This is a genomic window from Pseudoalteromonas sp. SG45-5 (genome assembly GCF_014164085.1).
GTDB lineage: Bacteria > Pseudomonadota > Gammaproteobacteria > Enterobacterales > Alteromonadaceae > Pseudoalteromonas > Pseudoalteromonas aliena.
The window spans coordinates 1-22,513 of the sequence record NZ_JACJEM010000007.1; the positions used below are offsets into that span (position 1 = coordinate 1).

At 39.4% G+C, this 22,513-nt stretch carries 20 protein-coding genes; 8 read left to right on the forward strand and 12 right to left on the reverse strand.

Features of this window, described 5'->3' with window-relative positions; genetic code table 11:
- Positions 1-137: 137 nt before the first annotated feature.
- The 3 genes from H5119_RS03095 to H5119_RS03105 all read right to left on the reverse strand — a co-directional run bounded on the left by H5119_RS03095 (position 138) and on the right by H5119_RS03105 (position 1,221).
- The gene (locus H5119_RS03095; protein ID WP_182701172.1) at positions 138-383 is read right to left on the reverse strand and encodes a DUF3297 family protein; all 246 of its coding nucleotides are present in this window, start codon (positions 381-383) and stop codon (positions 138-140) included.
- A 231-nt stretch (positions 384-614) separates the two neighbouring features.
- A complete protein-coding gene (locus tag H5119_RS03100) occupies positions 615-824 on the reverse strand; it encodes a cold-shock protein (RefSeq protein WP_010554515.1) in 210 nt (69 codons plus the stop codon).
- A 187-nt stretch (positions 825-1,011) separates the two neighbouring features.
- A complete protein-coding gene (locus H5119_RS03105) occupies positions 1,012-1,221 on the reverse strand; it encodes a cold-shock protein (RefSeq protein ID WP_006792548.1) in 210 nt (69 codons plus the stop codon).
- Between the two features lie 657 nt (positions 1,222-1,878).
- Between H5119_RS03105 and H5119_RS03110 the strand changes: the two genes are divergently transcribed.
- The 5 genes from H5119_RS03110 (at position 1,879) to H5119_RS03130 (ending at position 7,848) form a co-directional block, all read left to right on the forward strand.
- On the forward strand, positions 1,879-2,241 hold the full coding sequence (locus H5119_RS03110; RefSeq protein WP_182701173.1) for a hypothetical protein: 363 nt from the start codon (positions 1,879-1,881) through the stop codon (positions 2,239-2,241).
- Positions 2,242-2,447: 206 nt separating this feature from the next.
- Positions 2,448-4,037 carry an alkaline phosphatase gene (locus H5119_RS03115; protein ID WP_182701174.1) on the forward strand — a complete coding sequence of 530 codons (1,590 nt, stop codon included), beginning with the start codon at positions 2,448-2,450 and terminating at the stop codon, positions 4,035-4,037.
- Between the two features lie 11 nt (positions 4,038-4,048).
- Positions 4,049-5,839, forward strand: a complete 1,791-nt coding sequence (locus H5119_RS03120; protein WP_182701175.1) for an alkaline phosphatase — start codon at positions 4,049-4,051, stop codon at positions 5,837-5,839.
- A gap of 139 nt (positions 5,840-5,978) precedes the next feature.
- Positions 5,979-6,722 (forward strand): hypothetical protein, encoded by a 744-nt coding sequence (locus tag H5119_RS03125; protein WP_182701176.1) that lies wholly within the window; start codon positions 5,979-5,981, stop codon positions 6,720-6,722.
- 268 nt (positions 6,723-6,990) lie between these two features.
- Positions 6,991-7,848, forward strand: a complete 858-nt coding sequence (locus H5119_RS03130; protein ID WP_182701177.1) for a hypothetical protein — start codon at positions 6,991-6,993, stop codon at positions 7,846-7,848.
- A gap of 137 nt (positions 7,849-7,985) precedes the next feature.
- Here H5119_RS03130 and H5119_RS03135 read toward each other — a convergent pair whose 3' ends face one another.
- From H5119_RS03135 to H5119_RS03175, 9 genes are all read right to left on the reverse strand, one after another.
- A complete protein-coding gene (locus tag H5119_RS03135) occupies positions 7,986-9,875 on the reverse strand; it encodes a monovalent cation:proton antiporter-2 (CPA2) family protein (RefSeq protein WP_182701178.1) in 1,890 nt (629 codons plus the stop codon).
- Positions 9,876-10,014: 139 nt separating this feature from the next.
- Positions 10,015-10,908, reverse strand: coding sequence for a DUF4097 family beta strand repeat-containing protein (locus H5119_RS03140; protein WP_182701179.1), 894 nt, complete (start codon positions 10,906-10,908; stop codon positions 10,015-10,017).
- 200 nt (positions 10,909-11,108) lie between these two features.
- Positions 11,109-13,637: a TonB-dependent siderophore receptor gene (locus H5119_RS03145; RefSeq protein ID WP_182701180.1), complete on the reverse strand. Its 2,529-nt coding sequence runs from the start codon at positions 13,635-13,637 to the stop codon at positions 11,109-11,111.
- A 289-nt stretch (positions 13,638-13,926) separates the two neighbouring features.
- The gene (locus H5119_RS03150; protein ID WP_182701181.1) at positions 13,927-14,772 is read right to left on the reverse strand and encodes a DUF4198 domain-containing protein; all 846 of its coding nucleotides are present in this window, start codon (positions 14,770-14,772) and stop codon (positions 13,927-13,929) included.
- 69 nt (positions 14,773-14,841) lie between these two features.
- Positions 14,842-15,351 carry a DUF2271 domain-containing protein gene (locus H5119_RS03155; protein WP_077536462.1) on the reverse strand — a complete coding sequence of 170 codons (510 nt, stop codon included), beginning with the start codon at positions 15,349-15,351 and terminating at the stop codon, positions 14,842-14,844.
- Complete coding sequence (locus tag H5119_RS03160; RefSeq protein ID WP_182701182.1) at positions 15,351-15,983, reverse strand: PepSY-associated TM helix domain-containing protein; 633 nt, start codon at positions 15,981-15,983, stop codon at positions 15,351-15,353. Before H5119_RS03160 ends, H5119_RS03155 begins: the two co-directional genes overlap by 1 nt.
- A gap of 116 nt (positions 15,984-16,099) precedes the next feature.
- Positions 16,100-16,495, reverse strand: coding sequence for a YbaN family protein (locus tag H5119_RS03165; protein WP_182701183.1), 396 nt, complete (start codon positions 16,493-16,495; stop codon positions 16,100-16,102).
- Between the two features lie 205 nt (positions 16,496-16,700).
- A complete protein-coding gene (locus H5119_RS03170) occupies positions 16,701-18,017 on the reverse strand; it encodes a porin (RefSeq protein ID WP_182701184.1) in 1,317 nt (438 codons plus the stop codon).
- A 176-nt stretch (positions 18,018-18,193) separates the two neighbouring features.
- The gene (locus H5119_RS03175) at positions 18,194-18,676 is read right to left on the reverse strand and encodes a MarR family winged helix-turn-helix transcriptional regulator (protein ID WP_182701185.1); all 483 of its coding nucleotides are present in this window, start codon (positions 18,674-18,676) and stop codon (positions 18,194-18,196) included.
- 414 nt (positions 18,677-19,090) lie between these two features.
- On the opposite strand from H5119_RS03175, the gene H5119_RS03180 reads away from it, so the two are divergent.
- The 3 genes from H5119_RS03180 to H5119_RS03190 are packed head-to-tail and all read left to right on the forward strand — an operon-like array spanning position 19,091 to position 22,045.
- Positions 19,091-19,945: a D-hexose-6-phosphate mutarotase gene (locus H5119_RS03180; protein WP_182701186.1), complete on the forward strand. Its 855-nt coding sequence runs from the start codon at positions 19,091-19,093 to the stop codon at positions 19,943-19,945.
- Positions 19,946-19,965: 20 nt separating this feature from the next.
- Positions 19,966-20,499 (forward strand): PH domain-containing protein, encoded by a 534-nt coding sequence (locus H5119_RS03185; RefSeq protein ID WP_182701187.1) that lies wholly within the window; start codon positions 19,966-19,968, stop codon positions 20,497-20,499.
- Entirely contained in the window at positions 20,492-22,045 is a 1,554-nt protein-coding gene (locus tag H5119_RS03190) for a PH domain-containing protein (RefSeq protein WP_182701188.1), read from the forward strand. The genes H5119_RS03185 and H5119_RS03190 overlap by 8 nt, the downstream gene beginning before the upstream one ends.
- The last annotated feature ends 468 nt before the right edge of the window (positions 22,046-22,513 follow it).

Sequence of the window (22,513 nt, forward strand, 5' to 3'; positions counted from 1 at the left end):
TAGAGATTCTCAGTGAAAACAAGGCGAATTTACGCGTCAATAGCTAGCCTATTGCAAGTAAATTCAACGCAGTTAGCGCTGATAATAGCTGCTCGAGATAGATTTATTATCCAGAGTTCAGGTTAAGTAGTATTAGCTTACTTATAAAAGGCTTCAACAGTGCCTTTTCTGGTAAGTAAAAGTGGTTGTCCGCGACGATCAACTTTTGGAGATGCAAACTTTATCCAACCTTCGCTGATGCAGTATTCTTCAACATCAAAACGCTCTTTGCCGTTGAACGTGATACCAATATCGTGTTCAAAAACGTCTTCCACATGATGTGGGCTGCGTGGATTAATAGAAAGGCGATCTGGTAAAGCTGGTTTTGCGGTAGTGTCGTTCATGGTCATATTCTATATTGAATGAAGTATGCGCTATTGTAGGCAATACAAAGCTTTCGCTCAAGAGAGATAGTAGTAAATGTGTTTAAAAATGTACTAATTAATGAGTTGTGTATACAAATGAGATTGTGCTTGGAAAATATTTACAGAGGAGGTTTTGAAGATATTCGATTAAATAATTATAAAGGTAAATATATTAATGGGTTATTTCTAACCCACCAAATTGTTTAGCAATTAGATGCTAACAATGTTTTCGGCTTGTGGGCCTTTTTGACCTTGAGTAACAGTAAACTGTACACGTTGGCCTTCAGCAAGAGTTTTAAAACCGTCGCCAGAGATTGCGCTGAAATGTGCGAACACGTCTGCGCCAGATTCTTGCTCGATAAAACCAAAACCTTTAGCTTCGTTAAACCATTTTACTGAACCAGTAGTTGTAGTAGACATAATATGTATCCTAAAAAATTAATATAAGTGTGCCTGAAAAGAGGCGATTGAGCCGGAAAAAATAGTTAACTTGAGGATATCGTGCAGGATTATTACTAAAACAACTCGGTACTAACAAATAAAACAAAACTTCTTTCAAACTAGTATTTTTTTAATGGGTTATTGCTAACCCATTAAACGAAAGCAATTAGATGCTAACGATGTTTTCAGCTTGTGGACCTTTTTGACCTTGAGTAACAGTAAACTGTACACGTTGGCCTTCAGCTAAAGTTTTGAAACCGTCGCCAGAGATTGCGCTGAAATGTGCGAAAACATCAGGACCAGATTCTTGCTCGATGAAACCAAAACCTTTTGCTTCGTTGAAAAATTTAACTGTACCAGTTGTAGTATTAGACATAATAGTATCCTAAGAATTAATAAAAGTGCGCCTTAAATTAGGCAATTTAACAGGAAGAAAACATACATTTAACTGAGGATAACGCGAAGGATTATTACTAATATCAACGTGGTACTTACAAATAAATAGGGTTTTCTGTCAACCCGATGCGAGGCAGGATAACAGTAAGGTTAGACATAAAACAAGCTTTATCTGACATTTCATTTTATTTAACCCGCGGCTAAGGGGATTGATTTTTGATTTTAAAGTATTTTTATATACGAGTAAGTAAATATAAAACCCTTAATTATTAAATAGTTGACTGTTTAAAGCTTAAGGCTTTATATTGATTTTTGATAGTTAGTTACTGATTATTAAATTTATTCAAGGCGGCTTACTTTTAGAATAATACAGGGCTTTTGCGATGTATTAACTCTTATTAGGAGGTGGCAGAGAGGCTTCACGCTACTTACATCAGAGTTCAGATTACTTAAATGCAACTTCAATCATGGCTAATGCCGCGTTAAAGGATAGGATGATCACATTAGGTTATTTAGTAAAGTGGTTCTTTTGTATGTTTTTATATGTTTTTGTGTTTTTTTTTGTAAATAAATTGTACTGATTTAGATTTGTGTTCTACTTTGATTCGTACCTACTTTGGTTTAATTAAGGATAAGAATGAAAACTACATTAATTTCTATGGGTATTGTTTTAGCTTCTATATTTTCTGCGCAAGCGAGTGCAGATCAAATGGAGTGTTATGTAGATACTCAAGCATATGATCAATTTACTCCAAATCATTGTTCTGCGTTAATTTATGGTAAGAATAAAGCAACAGCAGTATTTAGAGTTATAGGTAATGGTTCTGACATTGATAGTGTTGTTTGGTCAAATGCAGCATCGTCTTGTGGTGTATCGGGTACATCATGCTCATTTTCGATAAGATCGTTCAGAGGCTATAAAGCAGAGGCGACGGTACTATATACAGATGGTACTTGGAGCAAAGTTTCTGCAACCGCTTCGTTTGAAGATGGTCGTTAATTAAAAAAATAAAATTTAATTGAATTGATAAGCGCAGCGTGTAAACGTTGCGCTTTTTTGTGCCTGACTTATTTTTGTAAAATTTTAGTCATTGTTTCTTCATCAAAATTACCTTTATTAGTCATATCTGTTTCCTATAGTGCGGCGGTTGATCTTTTTTGTGGTCACACATATTAAAAATAACCACTAAACAATGGGAATTACGGATGAAAATTAAAAAAGTCGCTACGGCAATCGCGCTAACATTTGCGTTTAGCGCAGTTAGTCATGCCGATGTACTACCGCAAAGCCAAAAAGACAGCAGCTGGTATAGCGCTGCGCAAACAAAACTAACAACAAAAACAACACAAGCGCAGGCTACAAAAACGACCAAAGCTAAAAACGTTATTTTATTTGTTGGCGACGGTATGGGTATATCAACACTTACTGCGGCGCGCATTTTACAAGGTCAGCGTAATAACCAATTTGGTGAAGAAGGCTATTTAAGCTTTGAGAGCTTTCCGTACTCAGCACAAGTTAAAACATATAATGTTGATGCACAAACGCCTGATTCTGCCGGCACAATGACAGCAATGATCTCAGGTGTTAAAACTGATGTTGGCGTAATTGGTGTAGATGAAGATATTGAACGCGGTGTGTGTTCAACAGTGGCAGGTAATGAGCTTCTTACAGCGACTGAACTGGCTGAAATTAAAGGTCTTGCAACAGGGGTCATTTCTACAGCACGAATTACTCATGCAACGCCCGCTGCAACGTATGCTAAATCGGCAGACCGCAATTGGGAAGATGTTTCAGATATGCCAGAAGATGCAGTAACGACTGGTTGTGAAGACATCGCATCGCAACTGGTTAATTTTGAAAAGAATTTAGAAGCACGTTTTGTTGGAACGGATGTAGATGGTCTTGATTTTGTAATGGGTGGCGGTCGTCGTCATTTTTTACCAAAAGATGCAGCGGCTAACTCAACGGATGCCGCAAGTACAATTGAGGGCGATCGTACTGACGAGCGCAACTTAGTGACTGAGTGGCAAACACAATACCCTGACGCAACTTATGTAATGGATCAAACAGGCTTTGATGCCATTGCCGATGATGCTACCAAAGTATTTGGTTTATTTAACGAATCCCACATGCAGTATGAAGCAGACCGCGCAAACGATGTAGCGGGTGAACCTTCACTTACCGACATGACTACAAAAGCGATTGAAGTACTTGGTAAAAACGAAAAAGGTTTTTTCTTAACGGTTGAGTCGGGCCGTATTGATCATGCGCACCACGCAGGAAATGCCTATAACGCATTAAACGATACCATTGAGTTTGCAAAAGCTGTGCAAGCTGCGGTAGATAACACCAATCCAGAAGAAACCCTTATTTTAGTGACCGCCGATCATAGCCATGTATTTACGATTGCTGGTTATCCTAAGCGTGGTAACCCAATTTTAGGTCAAGTTGTTGCGGTTGGAAAAACAACACCGAGCTTAGCAAAAGATGACATGCCATATACAACGGTTGGTTATGCAAATGGCTTAGGTTTTAGAAATTTAGGCGATGAAACAAATGCTGATGCAAGCTACGCAAGTGCCGCTGTTGCAGGGCGTGTTGAGTTAAATGGTGTTGATACAACCACACCTGGTTTTCATCAAGAAACAACCGTGCCACTTAGTTCTGAAACACACGCAGGTGAAGATATTTCTTTACATGCTAAAGGCCCAGGTGCCCAACTTGCTCAAGGTGTAATTGAGCAAAACGTAGTGTTTCATTTAATTAATCAAGCTCTTGAACTAACTCAGCAATAATGGCGGGTAACATGAACAAATTAACAGTACTTTCTTTAGCAGTAATGGTTGCCCTTGCGGGTTGCTCAAGTGATAACGATAACAACGAAAATAACATTATCGCAGTCGACAATAAAATTGCCGTGGGCTCTGAACAATGTGTTAACGGTGGTGTAGAAACACAATCAGGTGTAGATACAGACAAAAACGGTAAACTAGATAGCGGCGAAGTAACAGCAACTAATTTAGTGTGTAATGCACCAGCCACTTCGCTAACCAGCGAGCAGTTAAAATCATTGACGAGTAATGTGTGGTTTAGCGATGCACAAACAAAGCTCGAAACAACGCAGGCAGCAAACGCTAAAATTGTGACTGAATCAGGCAAAGCTAAAAATGTTATTTTATTTGTTGGCGATGGTATGGGTATTTCTACTGTAACCGCAGCACGTATTTTAGCAGGGCAGCTAGAGGGCGAAATGGGTGAAGAGCATCAACTTAGCTTCGAAACTATGCCTTTTTCTGGTTTTGTAAAAACATATAACGTAGATGCGCAAACGCCCGACTCGGCAGGTACTATGACCGCAATGGCATCGGGTGTTAAAACCGACGCAGGCGTTATTGGTATTGATGAAGCGGTTGAACGTGGTAATTGTGTATCAGGCAAAGGGCACGAACTTGTTACCTCATTAGAGCTTGCTGAAATTGCAGGCAAAGCAACAGGGATTATTTCTACAGCGCGTATTACTCATGCAACACCAGCTGCAACGTATGCTAAATCGGCAGAGCGTAACTGGGAAGATATTTCAGATATGCCAGCAAGTGCTGCAACGTGTGAAGATATTGCATCGCAACTGGTTAACTTTGAAGCCAACCTAGAAGCGCGCTTTAGTGGTGTTGATGTAGACGGTATTGATGTTGTTATGGGTGGTGGCCGTCGTCACTTTTTACCAAAAGATGCCGCGTTTAATTCAGCCGATGCAGTAAGTACTGTTGAAGGGGATCGCACAGATAATCGCGATTTAACCGCAGAGTGGAAAACGCAATACCCAAATGGCACCTACGTAATGGATCAAACGGGCTTTGATGCAATTAGCGATGATGCAACTAAAGTGTTTGGCTTATTTAACGAATCCCACATGCAATACGAAGCTGACCGTGCAAATGACGTTGCTGGCGAGCCGTCTTTATCACAAATGACCAAAAAAGCGATTAATGTGCTTGATAACAACGAGCAAGGCTTTTTCTTAACGGTTGAATCGGGCCGTATTGACCACGCACACCATGCGGGTAATGCTTATAACGCACTTAACGACACAATTGAGCTTGCCAAAGCCGTTAAAGTGGCGATGGAAAACACCAACCCAGAAGAAACATTAATAGTTGTAACCGCCGATCACAGCCATGTATTTACCATTGCCGGTTACCCTAAACGCGGTAATCCAATTTTAGGTAAAGTGGTTGGTGTAGGAAAAACAGAGCCAAGCCTTGCAGCGGATGATATGCCTTACACAACCGTAGGCTACACAAATGGTTTGGGTTACAGAGATTTAGGTAATGAAACCGATGCCGATGCTTCTTACTTAGCAGCAGCGGTAACAGGCCGCGTTGACCTAACTAATGTTGATACAACAACACCAGGTTTTCACCAAGAGTCGCTAGTACCACTTAGCTCAGAAACCCATGCCGGTGAAGATGTGGGTGTTTACGCAATGGGGCCAGGTGCTCATCTAGTAACAGGGACAAACGAGCAAAGCTTTTTATTCCATGTAATGGATTTTGCAGCTGATTTTGTAAAAGCTGCCGATGAAAAAGTAGCGCAATAAATACCGGCTAGTTATAAATTTAGTTAAATATATCTAAATAAAGAAACCCGTACATTGTGCGGGTTTTTTGTCATTAAACTGACATTTTTAGTGGTTATGTTATTGCCATAAACTTGAAATATAAATAAGAGATAGCTCAATGAAAAAAGCGTTATTACTAATTGCCACGCTTGTAAGTACAAGTAGCTTAGCCTCGCAGTGCGATATCAACCCAAATATATTAAAAGCAAATTACAGTGTAACCAATACAGTCACTCATTCTGTAAAAAGTACCGCAGCGGCTAATAACAAGCCTGTCAGTCAGTCGCTCAACCTTTGGCGAAACCAGCAACAAGTTGCCCATGAAAATGATGTAATGACCGAGCTTTGGCAGCATCTAGCCAATAATCAAATACGCCCAATACGTTACTTTAATGCTCAGCAACGCGGTATTGAATATCAACCATCTGAAGTACGCGGCGTACAAAATTGGAGTGCTAAAAGTCAGCTGGTGGATAACCACTTAATCGAAAAAATGACCTTAGTAAGCACACAAGGCAAAGGCTGTGATGAAGTGAAAAACTATACACTGAGCGAAAATGGCAACGACTTTAACCTCGCCTTTTTTACGCATTCAAAATTAGTTAAAACATTTAGTATTAGTAATAAAAAAAGCGAAACAACTACCTTGCTAAGCCTTAACAATGTAAGCACTGATGTGCCATTAATTACTGCTCAATTTGCACAGTGGGATCGCTTTCAAACCACCGATTACGCCGACATTGGCGATAACGAAGGTGACCCGTTTTTAGCTAAAATGATAAACCTAGGTTTTATTGAACACGGCGCAACTGGCTTTTATAACCAGCAGGGCGAGGCTATTCAAGGCGGGCATCACCACTAGTTTTTAAATGTAGTAGCTCATAGCTAAAAATGACAGGCTGCTATGAGCTACAAGTAGGTATTCAACGAGTTAATACAAGTCACTGCGACAAATTAAGCTTGTTAAGCAATTTTCCTCTTACTTCCAAAGCTACCCACCTTTCGCATGGCATTTAAAGTTGGCAATAATTTATACTCTTTGATATTAATAGAAGCCCATGCAATAGGGGCGCTTTCTCGTAAATGTAAGGAAGTAAACTCTGATAATGTTGTTATAAAGATAGGTGAATATGATGAGTCCTAATAAATCTAAAAGTTCATTAGTGGTTGGTTTGACACCTGAAGGGTATGAAATACCAGACTTGAGAATGACGAAGCCTACTTTTCATTTTGCCAAAGATAGTAGCGGTTCAATGTTGATTCAAGATATTGATACCGTCAAACTCAATCGTTCGCGAAGGATTAATTATTTCGTGCCAAACAACATAGGAATTTTAATGAGCGTAAGCACTAAAGCTTCAAGTCGAGCGAAAGAAATTTTTGACCGAAAATTTAAAAATATTAGCTATGAATTGGATATTACTAAGCTAACTGGAAGTAAAAAAGATGCAATAAGTACTATTTCCCAAGACGTTTATGATTATATCGAAGAGGTTCAATCTGCAATCGTCTTTGCTTATACTGCTTTAGAAGCATTTGCTAATCTAAGCATTCCTCATGGACACACTTACAAAGCTAAGAAAAACTCGAAAGGTATTATAGAGTCATACGATAAAGCAGCCATCGAACGCTGGCTTAGTTTAAAAACAAAGATTAAATATATCCTTCCAGAGTTGTATGGAACTAATAATGTAGAAAAGCAAAAATGGTGGGGGCAGTTTGTTACTCTTGAAGAGTATAGAAATGAGATAATCCATCAAAAATCTATCGGCGCAACTGAGTTTTATAAAGCATATTTCAAAGACTCAATTTTTAATATTATCAACTGTATAGAGCCTGTAATATCATTTTTCTACGTTGCGCATCAGGCCAATGGTAAAACTAATGAGGTTTGGCCTTGGTTAAAAGATCATGTTGATATCCCTACTGTAGAGTTTCAGAAAAATCAATTCGAAGTTATTGGGAATGTTCATCAGGGCTTCAAGTAAAGTGTTATAAAAGTGCTTTAAACTACATAAAAACCGTTGGCTACGTTTCGCTTTACTTTACTGTTTAGCCAACAGTTTATGTCCAATTGAGTGGGCGCTATCAATTTATGCTAATAGTGCAACCCAACTATCTGACTTTATTCAAGATGAGCATCATCAGGCTTTTTAGGTTTACTCTCTACTTCTGTTAAGCCGTCTTCGCAGTCACCGCTATCGCAGGTATTTAAATCGCTTTGTGCTTGTTTATCTTGTTGCAGTACTTGTTTTAAATCTTCCATGCGTTGGCGAACTGCTACGCCGTAGCTGGCGTCGTCTCCCCATAATGCAGCAAGTTGCAGTACCGCAGCGCGGTCGTGGTCTCTAAACAGCTTACCAGCACGCTCTGCATCTTGCTTAGTGTTACCTAGTAACTCCAGAGCTTCTACGGCAAGGTTAATAGCTGAATCGACGGTTTCACGGTTAAACGCATCTGCTTTTAAATTAAGTAACTGATACGCATGGCGGCGGTCGATTGCGCGAGCAACTATTTTAAGCTGCGGGTAGTTTTTATGCGCAAGCTTAATTATCTCAATGGTTTTATCGGGGTTATCAATTGCAATTACCAGCATTTGCGCGGTGTGTGCGCCTGCGGCTTCAAGGAGTTCTTGGCGTGCGGCATCGCCATAAAATACAGTATTGCCAAAACGGCGTAGTAATTCTATTTGGCTAGGGCTATGGTCAAGTACGGTAATTTCGTAGCCTTGCGCGTGCAGTAAACGCCCCATAATTTGCCCAAAACGTCCGTAGCCCGCGATAATTACGTGCTTAGCGGTGCTAATTTGCTCTGGCTTATCAAACTCAGGCAGAGCACTGCTGCTGCGTTTTTGTATTTGCTCATAAACCATAAGTAGTAACGGCGCTATTAGCATTGATACCGCCACAACTAAGGTAACAAGGCTGGTTTGCTCGGGCGTTAAAATACTTAAGGTGGTGGTTACGCTTAAAAGTACAAAGGCAAACTCACCCCCTTGGGCAAGCGCTAGGGCAAATAATAACTGCTGTTTACTGTTAATTTTAAAGGTAACGGCAAGGGCAAATAAAATGCAGGCTTTAACTACTATGAGTAAAACTACTAAGGCAATAACGGTACTAAACTCGTTAAATAGCAGTTCAAAGTTAATTGATGCGCCAACAGTTATAAAAAACAACCCTAACAGTAAGCCTTTAAAGGGTTCTATGTCGGCTTCTAATTCGTGTCTAAATTCACTTTCGGCAAGTACAACGCCTGCTAAAAAAGTCCCCAGCGCAGGCGATAAACCAATACTTTGCATAACCAGTGCAATAGCGACCACTAAAAAGAGTGCAAAAATAGTAAATATTTCACGCATGTGTGTTTGAGCAATGTATCTAAATAACGGGGCCGATACATATTTACCGCCGGCAATAATAGCGGCAATAACCGCAACCGATACACATACTTGTTGCCATACAGGCCAGCTTGCAATAATCGAATCGCTGATTTCTTTTGTGCTAGTTTGCGGGGCAAATGCGAGCAGTGGTAATAAGGCTAAAATAGGGATAATTGCGATGTCTTGAAACAGCAATACCGAAAACGCGTTTTGTCCGGCTTCTTGCTTTAGCCAGCCTTTTTCTTCAAGGCTTTGCAGCACAATAGCGGTAGAGGAGAGCGCGAGCATTAAACCAATGGCGAGTGCGGTTTGCCAATGCATGGCAAAAAACCAATAACAAAATGCAAATATAGCCGCTGCCGATAGCACAACCTGTAAGCCGCCAAGCCCTAAAATAGAGTGGCGTAATGTCCATAAACGCGAAGGTTGTAGCTCAAGGCCCACTAAAAACAGCATCATTACTACGCCAAATTCAGCAAAGTGCATTACATCTGTTTGATCGCCCACAACACCGAGCGCATAAGGGCCAATGAGTATTCCGGCAATTAAATAACCTAATACTGAGCCAAGTCCGACTCGTTTTGCAATAGGCACAGCGACTATGGCTGCTGCTAAGTAAATTAAAGCAATTTCTAACACGCGTTTATCCTAAGTTAATTTATGCTCAAAGTGCTTGAGCATAAATAGAATGACTTAGGTTCTTGTAAAATACAATAATTTATAGAGTTGAAAGTAGCTATTTGAGATTGATTTAATGCTTAAGCTTAAATGTTTAGTATTAATCGTCGAGCTTTACTGAACCAGAGATATTATCAATACTTACATCGCCAGAACCTGCTTCGATAATAGCCAGCCCTTTGGCATGATTAACGCGAATATCACCAGAACCGTCTTCAATAGTGACACTGGCATCAACATGCTCAATGATTATATCGCCAGAGTTGTCGTCTACATTGACTGCGCCACTTACATTATTAATAGCCAAGTCACCTGAGCCATCTTCAACGGTTAAAGTGCCGCCTATATTGCTCACGTGCATTTCGCCCGATCCATCGTCAATAACTGCATTGCCACTTACATTGCTAATATGAATGCTGCCAGAGCCGTCGGTTAATTCTAAATTACCTGCGATATTTTGAAAGTTGACTTCACCTGAGCCATCGTCAACAGTTAAGTTTTTAGCGCTGTTAATGGTTAAATCTCCAGAGCCGTCTTTTACATCAATATTGCTTTGCATCGCAGTGATAGTTATATCGCCAGATCCATCATCAATGTCTAAATTTAGTGTGCTTGGCACAGTAACCACTAAATTAATACTTGGCGATTGGCCACTGTAAAAGCTAATCCCATTACGGCTTTTATTTTGGGCAACAAGCTTTGCTTGTTTACCATCTTGCTCTAGCGTTAGCTCATATTCATCGTTAATGTCGGCTGTGTAGATAGTGGCATCAACACTTATGCTGCTGGCCGTTTTTGAGCCTTTTATTTCAAGGCTACCTGCGCCGCTCAAAACATTTAAATACTCAAGGTTGTTGCTTGGCAGTGTAAGTTGTTGCGTCTGTTTTACCGATGCAACGCTTGGCGATATGTGAAATACACAGCCGCTTAATAATAAAATACCGCTAATAAGTGAAAGTGGTTTTGTAATATTTAATACGCTTGATGAGCTCATGGTTATTCCTTTGATATTTATTGTTTGTATTTGTATAAACAATATAGAGCAAAAATGAGACCGAAATGTAAGTTATTGTTTTATATGGGGTGGTGATTTTTTATAAAAGCTGGAATACTAATAAGTGGTTAAAATAACTAACTATTAATAAAAAGGATGCATAAAGCATCCTTTTTATTATTCAACTTTGCTTTGTGTTTTTAAAAGCTGTAAGTGATATTACCGTATAAAAAGCGGCCATCTAAGCTGTATGGTGCATACGGTGTGTACGGGAATATTTGACTAAAGGTTGAGTAACCAATGTTGTCGATAGTCGCTTGTGGGTACTGATCGAACAAGTTATTGGCACCAACTGCAAATTTCCACTCATCATTAGGGCGATAAGCAACTTCAAGATCGGTTATCCATTTTGCATCTAGATATTCATCGCGATCGCTGGTTGTTGAAATATCAGCAACTTCACCATAGCGTGTAGCCCGTAATGTGGTTTGCCATTCGTTAAAGCTCCAAACCGCCGATAAGTTTAACTTGTTATCGGGTGTTCCTTCTTCAAAGCGGCCCACTTCACGCCGTGCAAATACAACGTAGTCGTCACCTAGCGAATTAAGTTGCTCAGGGTTATCGTCAACGTGGGTTACTTCGGTGTCGTTAAAGTTAGCGGCTGCGTTTAAGCGTACGTCGCCTAAGTTATCTAGCTCTAGCAAGTAAGTTGCAACGATATCTACACCTTGCGTACGAGAGTCAATGGCGTTAGTGAAATAGCGCACGCTTTCGGTGTTTAGCTCACCCGCGTTAGCTAAAATTTCTTGCACAGCTGAGCCTGTTAAGTTTTCAGACAAAACAATACGGTCATCAATATCAATGCGATATGCATCAACGGTTAAGCTAAAATTACCTTGGGTGTATACAAAGCCAGCGGTGACGTTTACTGAATCTTCTGCGTCTAGCTTTTTAGCACCTAGTGCTTGTGCAGCTGGCGCGTCACTTGGAAACAAACCGACTTCAAATGCTTGGTTGTTTTCAAGTACAGTCGAAATTTGACGGTATGAGCTTTGTGCTAATGAGGGCGCACGAAAGCCAGTGCTTATAGCACCACGTAAAGATAAACGGTCGGTAATGCTGTAACGCGTTGCTAGTTTTGATGTAAACGTATTGCCAAAGTCGCTGTAATCTTCATAACGGCTTGCTAAAACGACATTCCACTTTTCAGTTAAGTAAGTGTCAAGCTCAACATAGAGCGCGACATTGTGGCGGCTTTCGTCAGTGACGCTTTCTGGGCCAAAGCCAGAAAGTACTTGTGCGCCACCGGCAGCAATTGGATTGCCATTACCATCAAGAGCAGTAATGTAAGAGGCTTCTTCACCTTGTTCTATTTTGTAGCTTTCGTGGCGATATTCAGCACCTAGGGTAAAAAACACGTCGTCAGGCAGGCCTAAATCAAGCGTAGTGCTGGCATCACCATTAACAATAAATTGGTCATAAACGAGCGCGCCGTTATCAAACTCGGTAGGGCTGTTTGCGCCTAAAGAGGTGTTTAAGCTATTTACTACACCCAAAGAAAAGTCGTTCCGGCCATAGTTAGTACTGACATCCCATGTCCAGTCGCCTGACTCGCCTTGCAAACCAAGCGCAAGTGAATAATCTTCTACGTCTGTTTCAATTTGTGGTAAAAAGCCATCAGGGTAAAGAGCTAACACGTTACGGCTGTCTTTTGCGCGACGGTAAAAGCCACCCGAATTACCTTCACGTTTTGAGTAACTACCAAATGAATAAAGGTTTAAGCCATTATCTAAGTCATAACCCATATTGTAAAATAAGGCGTAGTCTTCAAGGTCTGCTTTACCAAAACGGTGGTTGTAACGATCAATAGTCAATTCACGTGGATCTAAACTGCCATCATCAAGGCGACTATATTGCTCGCGCGGGTCAAAACCAGAGCGCTGAGTTGGGCTGTTATCACGGTACTCAATTGATACGTTTACAAAGCCGTTATCTAATAACGAAAAGCCAGAATTGGCACTAATAGTACGAGTACTACCATCGTTTACTTTTCGGTCATCACCAGTATTAAAAGCCAAGTCGCCGTTTGCATCTGCATACGCACTTTGAAGGTTTGCAGCCCCTGCCATTTGGGTATCGTATTGTCCGTAAGTAACACTTACACTTCCGCCTTCAGTGGCATCTTTAAGGATTATATTAATAACACCCGCAATGGCATCTGAACCGTACTGTGCAGCAGCGCCGTCGCGCAAAACTTCTACACGTTTAATTGCTGATGTTGGGATCATATTTAAGTCTACAGCTGTTGAGCCACGACCTACTACGCCCCCTAAATTTAAAAGCGCACCAGAGTGGCGACGTTTGCCATTAATAAGCACTAAGGTGTGATCAGGCGCTAAACCACGTAACACGGCTGGGCGAGCATGATCTGTACCATCAGCAATCGTTGCACTTGGGTAGTTAAAGCTAGGTACTTGATTTGCAAGTACTTGACTGATTTCAAGTTGACCTGTGCTTGCCATATCGCCGCTGGTAATAATATCAACAGGTACTGAACTTTCGGCAATACTGCGTAAGCTACGACGCGTTCCTGTTACTGAAATTACTTCGATATTTTCTTCTGCCTGATTATTTTGCTCTGCGGCAGCTATAGAATAAGGCGTGCTAAGTGCAGTAGTAATAGCCAAGCTAAGTGCTAATTTATTGGCAGATAAACGCTTAAAAGTCATTAATGTTCCTTAAGAACGTCGTTGTTTTGGCAAGTTTGAAAAGGAGCGAATCATATAGAAGCGCTCAACTACGTGCAAAGATAAAAACCATCTATGTTATTCACGTTTTTAATAAGTAAGGCCACTGTTTACGTACGTTACAGACGATTAGATCGTTACTGTTGTAATCTTGTGGCGAATGGAGGCGAAATCAATAAAACTAATAGAAATTGAGAATAAAAAACGCAGGGCAATAAAAAGCCAAGTTAAAAAACTTGGCTTAAAAAATTTTAAAATAAGGGTTAAAAAATTACTCTGGAGCTACTTCAAGCGTTGTAAATAAGGCATAACGACCTGAGTCTACACCTTCTTCATTTACGGTAACCTTGTTAGATGTTTCGATTAGGTATAGGCCTGGCTCTTTCCACGTAATTGTAAACATACCGTCTTTATCGGTCGTTACTTTTACTTCGCCACGGTCGTTACGGTAGCGTGTGTCGCCTTTTAAAATGCTTACTTCAATGCCTTCACCGGCAGATTTGCCATCTTGTAGTAACTGAAAACGAGCTTGCTCACCGACAAATAAATCGTTTGGATGGGTTGGGCCGCTTAGCTCTAAACCTAAACCTAGTTGAGCTGGCTTAGAAGTACCGTTGTGGCTTACAAATGTATCTACCGTCGAGATTGATTTAACCGTTGTTATGTCGGTCGCATCTTTTGGTAAGTTGGCATCTGCTTTTTTAGCAAATACACGGTGGCGCTTACCTGCGGCATCTTTATAAAAGGTCATTAGCGTTGGTTTTTGCGTCATCGCAATGTGGTAAGTACCTTGTTCAGTTAAGCTAATTGCGGCTGAGCTTTTACGTTTTAAGTAATAAGCACGGATTGTGTCGGTGACAGGCTTACCGTTTGGCATAAGTGCCATTAGTAATGTATCGTCCCATTGAGCGCCTTTTTCTTTTGGCTTAAATGCTTTATCGGGTGCAAAAATTTCGTTTGAAACACTTGCATCAATCATCACATAATGCGCTTTATCGCCAGAAAGTGAGGTGTGTGAAGGCAGTAACCAGCGCGCGTGTGCATTTGCTGACGTTGACACTAAAGCAGATAGGCTCAATGCGCCGATTAATGCAGTTTTTAATAAATTAATTTTCATTATTTTTCCTTTGCTTAAATTCGAGTAATAAATAGCTGCTCGAGATAGATTTATTATCCTGAGTTCAGGTTACTTAGTGCTTACAGTGACGAAGCTTTTTGAAAACTCGTTTTTACCGTCAATGGTGAGCGTTCCTGATTGAGTTAAATCGAGCTCAACACGGGTGTAATCTCTGCCGCCTTCTTCGCGTACAACTTCAATATTTAGTAAGTATTTACCTGGTTTTACGGTGTTACCGTCCAAATCATTACCTTGCCAATTAATGGTGTAAGTACCAGCTCGTTTGGTTGCGCCGCTAATGCCGTCAAAGTTGATGTTACTTTTACCAGCTTTGCGCCACCACTGGCGTAAGTCTTTAAACCATTCTGCTTTTTGCACCCAAAGAGCGAGCGTAGTAACGTGCTTGCGCTCTGGTGTTTCGAGCCAAACAGCAACGTATGGACGGTGATAAGGTTGTACTTCTAAGTCGGGAAGTGTTAATTCAATCTCGAGTTGTGGTGTTTGCGCATGCACAGTCGTTTGAAAAAGCGCAGCTACTAGCAGTAATGCGGCGCTTATAAATAATTTAAATTTAACCATTAAGACACTCCTTTAATTTGTGGTACCCAGCATAAATAAATAACCAAAGGCGTTGCGATGCCTAAAACGGTTATCCATATTCCAGCTAAGCGTTTTTTTCTGTTTTGAAATAAAATAATCATGCCGGTGATAGCAAACAGAATCATTAGTACAGCTGATATATCAATAACCCAGCTCCATACTTCACCGCTATGGCGGCCTTTATGTAAGTCGCCAATAAGGCTTAAAAAGCCACCTGTTTGGTAATCAAGGTTTAGTTCACCAGTTGTAAAGTCTAATTCTGCGTAGGCAAACCCAGCAGGTAATGGGTAGTCGAGCATGACAAGTGCATCTTCTTTTTCCCATTCAATACTTTTTACTTTTGTAAGTGCATATTGCTCGGCTAAGTAGGCTTCTATTTCTGGGTAAATCGTTGGCAGCGTATCTAGTTGCGCATTTGCTTTATTAACTAGAACTGCAGGGATCATTGCCGTTACTTGGCCGTTATTTTTATCGCCTTTAAGCCAATCAACATGGTTGAGCACAATGCCGCTAACGCAAAATAAAATAAGCAAAAAAAATAAAGCTGTAGAAATATAAATATGCAGTGCGCGGCTTGTGCTATATAAAGCCCGCTTATTAATAAACGCCATAAATCTTTAATATTATAAAATTTCCAACATGATAATGATTTGCATTACTTATTACAAATTTACTTACCAAACTTTACATTAGATTTTACAAGTGGAGGGTATTGGTAGGTATGCGTTTAGTACTTAGGTGGGGTAGAAGGTCTTAAAATAAGGTAAACCATTACCGATATTTCTATTACTGCAACGAGGTAAATAATCCAAATAGGGGCGGCTGAGTACAGTAAAAATATAAAGCCAATTAACATTCCGATAGCGGCATAACATTTGGCTTTAACGGGAACCACTTTGTGAGCTTGCCACTGTTGTAGGGTTTCACCGTAGCGAGGATGGTTTAATAGCCAGTGTTCAAGCGCAGGCGATGAGCGAGTAAAGCAAGTAAGCGCTAAAATGAAGAATATAGTTGTGGGCATCACAGGTAAAAAAACACCTATAATCCCAAGTGCGACAAGCATTAATCCAAGCGCTTTTAGCCATAGATTTTTATAACAAATAAAGACGGCTCTTATATTCACTTATACTCATTTTACTTAACTGCGGATACATTAAATTGTAGGCTAATTAAAACGTAATTCGAAGGGTAATGCCAATTTTATTAAAAACACGCCCTAGCGTATTAAATAACTCACTAATTTAATGCAATTGGTATAAATAATAATGGGCAATAAAAAGGGTAAACTTAGTTTACCCTTTTTATTATTTATCTGAGGCTCAGGTTACTTAGAAATAATAACCTAGGTTAATATTGAAGCGACGTTCTGTGTCGCCATCCCCGATCATTGTGCCGCCAATAAATGGCTGATTACGTGCTTGAACATAATCAAAGTATGTAAAAAAGGCACCAGCGGATACACTTACACCAGTTATATTCATCCATGTATCTGCGCTATCGTCTGACTTGTTGTAGATGGTGCTGTAGTCGTTATAAAATTGTAGAGCACTTATAGGCCCCCATTCTACCGAGTAGTTGTAGGCAACGTTAACACTAGACATAGTCGCTTTACTTGCAACTGTATCGAAGTAAGCATAGGCCGCAACTGAAATACGATCGCTTTGGTCATCCAAATCATAGTCATATTCACCATGCTGTAGTTGAATATTCCAATTATTAATTTGGCTATCAAGATGCATTGCCCATGCACCATAACTGCCAGCACGGTCTACACCGTCATGTAAGCCACCACTGAGTAATGAAATACCAAGATCTGTTGTTATGTTTTTACTGTGCTCAATTTGATATGTTGCACGGCCAGCAAAGGTATTGTACTCACCAAGCTCATTAGCGGGTTCTGCGTAAGTTCCTTCGCTTGCGCTGCGACTACCTACAATGTCATAAGAGTAACGATGGCTTTTATCTGATGCTGAGCCGTCAACACCGCCTAGCTCGTCGTTTTTGAAAAAGCCTAAATCTAGCTTCCAATTATTTTTAAGCTTACGTTTTACTACAACACCTAAATCAAAGTCGTCTTCTAGGCCGATGTAATAGTTACTGCTGAAAAAATAGTTATGAGAATTATAAGGGCCGTTACCAAATGGAACTTGCGTAATACCTGCTTGTGCTTCCCAGTCATCTGCAAACTCATAGCCTAAGTAAGCATATTTAACGACAGTCATATAATCAAAAAAGCGGATTTCACCATTAACTGAAATATCGTTAATTTTCCCGGATACATTTAAGCGGAAAATATCAAAATCAAAATCGCCATTACGATCTTCATTGTCTTCATCGTATGAAGTTACACTATAGTTGGCACGAATAGCTCCACCAATTTTAATGCCTTCGTCTTTTTTCTCGGTTTTTGCTACTGCAAGCGTTGTGGTGTCGGCTTTTTTACTGATCTCAGCAACCTGTTGCTCATGTTTTTTATTAATTATCTGCTGCTTTGATTTTTCTTCAATTAACTGATTTTCAAGCAACTGCATTTGTTGTTTTAATTGCTTTAGTTGATTTTGAAGTGTGTCGAGATCTGTTGCATAAGAAGTGCTTGTTAAGCCACTTAACACAAGTGCTAGTGTTAATTTTGAGAGTTTAGTCATAATAGCTGCCCAGATGTTGGTTAATACTAATCTGCATAAGTGTTTGAATAAATTAAAAAATTAAATCATCCCTGTAATTAAGCTGGTTGGTATAAAAAATAAAAAGTTCAAGGCGTACAAAAACGCCTCACGGTTAAAATAGGTACTCACTTTATTCAGTTTTTATTTTTTATTGTTTATTCTTTTGGGGCTTGAGTAAGTGCACCTACTTCTAGTAGGGGGGATGCATCTAGTTTATCTGCATCCATCATTGCCGCTACACGCTGCATTGATGAGAGTAAAAGACTCTGTTCCCATTCAGCAAGTGCAGAAAACTTTTCAATAAAGTGTTCTTGTAATGGCTGAGGTGCTTTTTCAAGTAACTCTTTTCCCTTTTCGGTGAGGTATAAGCTCACTCGTCGTTTATCCATTTGACTGCGTACGCGTGTTACTAAATCTCTACTTTCGATTCTATCGAGAATATTGGTGACGGTTGCTGGGCTTAAATTTACATTTTGAGCAATTCGGCTAGCTGTTATGCCATCTGTTTGAGAAACTTCTTGCATTATAAGAAGTTGTGGCCCAGTTAAGCCTGCTGTTTTGTTAAGTTGCTTAGAATGCAGATCAATTGCACGGATCACTTTACGTAAAGAAACTAATAACTCGTCATATTTTTTCATTTGCTTGTCTCGTCGAAAGAGCAGTGGTTTTCCGTAATCGTGAAATGTTACACATCAAATAAATTGAATTCAAATTATATATTGTATTAAAGCCCTATTTTATTGGTTTTTATTTGTTTGAGCTGTAATTAAAATTAACGTAGTTTATTTATATATAATTGAAATTTTAACAATGTGTTAGCTAATATTTGCGCACACTACGTACGTTAGTATTTATTCGCAAGTTTTAATGGTTAGACTTTAGTATCATATAATAGCCTGCACGAAGCTGAAGTATTCAACAGTAATGAATAAAGTAATCGTTATGGCATTTAGTATAATCAATAATTGACTTACGTAGCTTATACTTTAAGTATACTTTATTGTGTATACCAGCATTAAAAATCTTTAGTTTCAGTATTATAGGGCAAAGGCATGAAATTATCACCATCAGTTAGCATAGAGCACACCGAAAGCGGCCTTGAATTTATTAATGTGGTTAGTAGTTTATGCAGTGCAAAAATATTTTTGCAGGGTGGTCAAATTACTGAATTTACACCCGTAGGAAAGCAACCTTTGCTTTGGGTGTCAAGCCACGAAGTCTATAAAGAGGGGGTTAGTATGCGTGGTGGCATACCTATTTGCTGGCCGTGGTTTGGTACACATAAAAATGAGGATTGGCCAGCACATGGTTTTACGCGTACAAGTTTATGGCAAGCTGATGAAGTGAACGAAAGCGATCACGAAATTATCATAAGCCTAAAATTGCCAATGAAGTTAGTAAATACAACGTATTGGCCTCATCACTCAGCATTAAAAGTTGAATTTGTATTGAGTGATAAATTACAGGTGCGTTTAACCACTACCAATCTTGGCAATACATCATTTAGCTTTAGCCAAGCATTACATGCTTATTTTCCAACCTCTGATATTAGTAATACTCATATTGATGGTTTACAAGGTTCGCAATATATTGAGTTTGGCAAAGGACCATTTGCGCAAAACGATGCGGTTAATATTGCACGAGAAACCGATATGATTTACACCCAAGCGCCTTCTTTGCAGGTAATTAACACGCCCGAGGGTGTGATACATGTGAGTCGCGAAAATTCACATTCATGTGTGCTTTGGAATCCGTGGATAGAAAAGTCAAAGCGTTTATCTCATTTTGCTGATGACGAATACCAAACGATGTTGTGCCTAGAAGCAGCCAATGTACTCGAAGATGCAGTTGTACTTGAATCCAAACAAAGCCATACACTAGTAACCACTATTAGCTGGGCTAATTAATTATAGCGATAGGAAAAATTGTGTTTAACAATCAACAAATAATGGATTTACCAGAGCATAGTGTCATTAATTTTAAACCTTTGGCCGATAAAGCTGTGTTGCATAACCAGCTCAACTGGCTCGTATTTTACATTCCACTAATAGCGGTGCTTGTTGCGCTTTGCTATTTTAATGAAGCATTTGCTAATAATGCACAAACGTACTTGTTGATTGGAATGCCAATTTTAATCGTTATATCTATGGTGTATAGCGTTGTGAGTATAAAGCAACAAGGCATTGCGATACGTACTCATGATATAACGTTTAGAAAGGGAATTATTTGGCAGCAAATAACTATCTTGCCGCTTGCTAGAGTGCAACATATTGAAATTCATCGCGGCCCCATTGAGCGCAAGCTCGATCTAGCAAGTTTAAAACTATACAGTGCTGGTGGGATGAGCGCCGATTTACAAATTAGTGGATTAACACATACTGATTGCAAAAATATCCGTCAGTTTGTGCAAGATTATCGTCAAGATGAAAGTACCATGCAGGCAGCGGCTACCGATGAGTGATTTAAACCCTTCCCCTGTAGATGCTACGAAAGCAGTAATGTGGCAAAAGGTATCACCTTGGGCGCTTGTTTACTTTGTTGTGCACTTTGGTATGCGGTTTATTAGAGATGGCATATTTAATTTATTACCAATCATGATTGTATTTGTTACTCAGGTTGAAAATAAATTATTTTGGGGGCAAATAGCCGGTGCTCTTGCCGTTGTTGCCTTGTTGGTTTATTCCTTTTTATATTATAGAAGTTTTCGGTATAGTCTTACAGACGATAACGAAATATTACTTAATAAAGGTGTTTTTAAAAAAGAGCGCTTAACGCTTAAATTTGCACGAGTACAAAATGTAAATATTGCAGAGCCATTTTACTTCACACCGGTAAAGCTCGTTAACTGTATTTTTGATGCCGCAGGTAGTGTGTCACAGGAGGTGATATTACCTGGCATAACTAAAGAATATGCACTGCAAATGCGTAAACAAATATTTGCTTTTAAAGCGCAGCAGCAACCAGAAATTAATACACCACAGCAAAGCGATGAAGTGGTCACTGAAAACAGTCTTTTTATTACTAACAAAGAAATAGCTAAGTTTGGTTTAATGTCGAATATGGCGATTTTAGCCCTCGCAGCGATTGCACCCTTTATAAATATAGCTATCGACTTTTTAGAAAAGAAACTTATTGTTAAAATGGAAGGCTTTTATCAGCAAGAGCTTGGCATTATAGCAAATGCGACATTGCTTGCGATAATAACACTGATTGTATTGTTAGTGTTTTTAGCCATTTTCTTGTCTGTGGGTATGTCGCTCATTCGTTTTTATAACTTTGAACTTTACTTTAAAGGGCAAAAATTTAAACGTATTGCAGGTTTGCTAGAGCGCCATCAGCTATCTATGAGCTTAGATAAAGTACAATCTATAGTTATAAAACAAAATTTAGTGGCGAGATTATTAAAGCGTTTTACAGTTGATTTTTTACAAGCAAGTGGCGGTGGTGTGATTGCAGGAGCTGCCGCTAAAAAAAATAAACAAACACTTGTTCTACCAGTATTGAGCACTGAGCAAGTAGATAGTGTATGCCAATGGATTTACCCATGGTTCAATAGTAAAAAGCTTATATTCAAGCGTCCTGAACGAGCATTGCTTTATAAAAATTTAATAGTGTATGCGTTATTACCAAGCGGACTAGCGGCTATTTTTTGTTTTAGTATGAGCGTTAACGTGTGGATTAGTGTGGGTGTTTTTGCTGCTTTTTCTACCTTAGTTGTTTTATCGTACCAGCGTTATGGTTACTATTTGCATGAAGATAACGGACGTTTTTATATGGTGGTACGCAAAGGCCTCATTGGCGTTCATTACCGTGTGTTTGAGCTTTATAAAGCGCAGAGTGCACATACAGTAAGTACATACTTAATGCGTAAATCTAGTTTAAAAAGCCTGTATATACAACTAGCTTCGGGGAGTGTATTCGTTCCTTACATTAAACAACAAGATGCTAATTTTATAGTGGATTTTACAATTAAACAGGTTGAATCAAATACTCGTAGCTGGATGTAAATTCCCCTAATAAAACATGTGTAAATACACATTTGCACATGCTTTATTACAGTCCGCCCCAAGCTTGAATTAATTTTTGGGATTACCCAATTATCTTGAATGCTCTGAGGTTTGAGCCGTTCTTCATCATATATTTTCTTTTCAGGCTCTTTCAATCGCGTCATTAATGAGGCATTTATATCGCAGTATCTTGTGCGCCATTTATAAATAATTGAGTTTCCCATACCATCTTCACGGTATATACACAGCTTTAGGCTTGCTTCAAAATGGTGAGGCTTTAACTGTCAATAAGATGTGCTTTTGCATAGCTTTATACAGTGTTTACAATAAGATAAAATTCTACATTTGATTTCTATTATTTCTTGAGGAATCACTCTGGGAGCGACTCTAATTAGTTTTAATATAAATAGGGGATTATTTTCGGTAATCGTTTTCTGCGAGGATCGGGGTTTGCTATCCCCAAGTTTG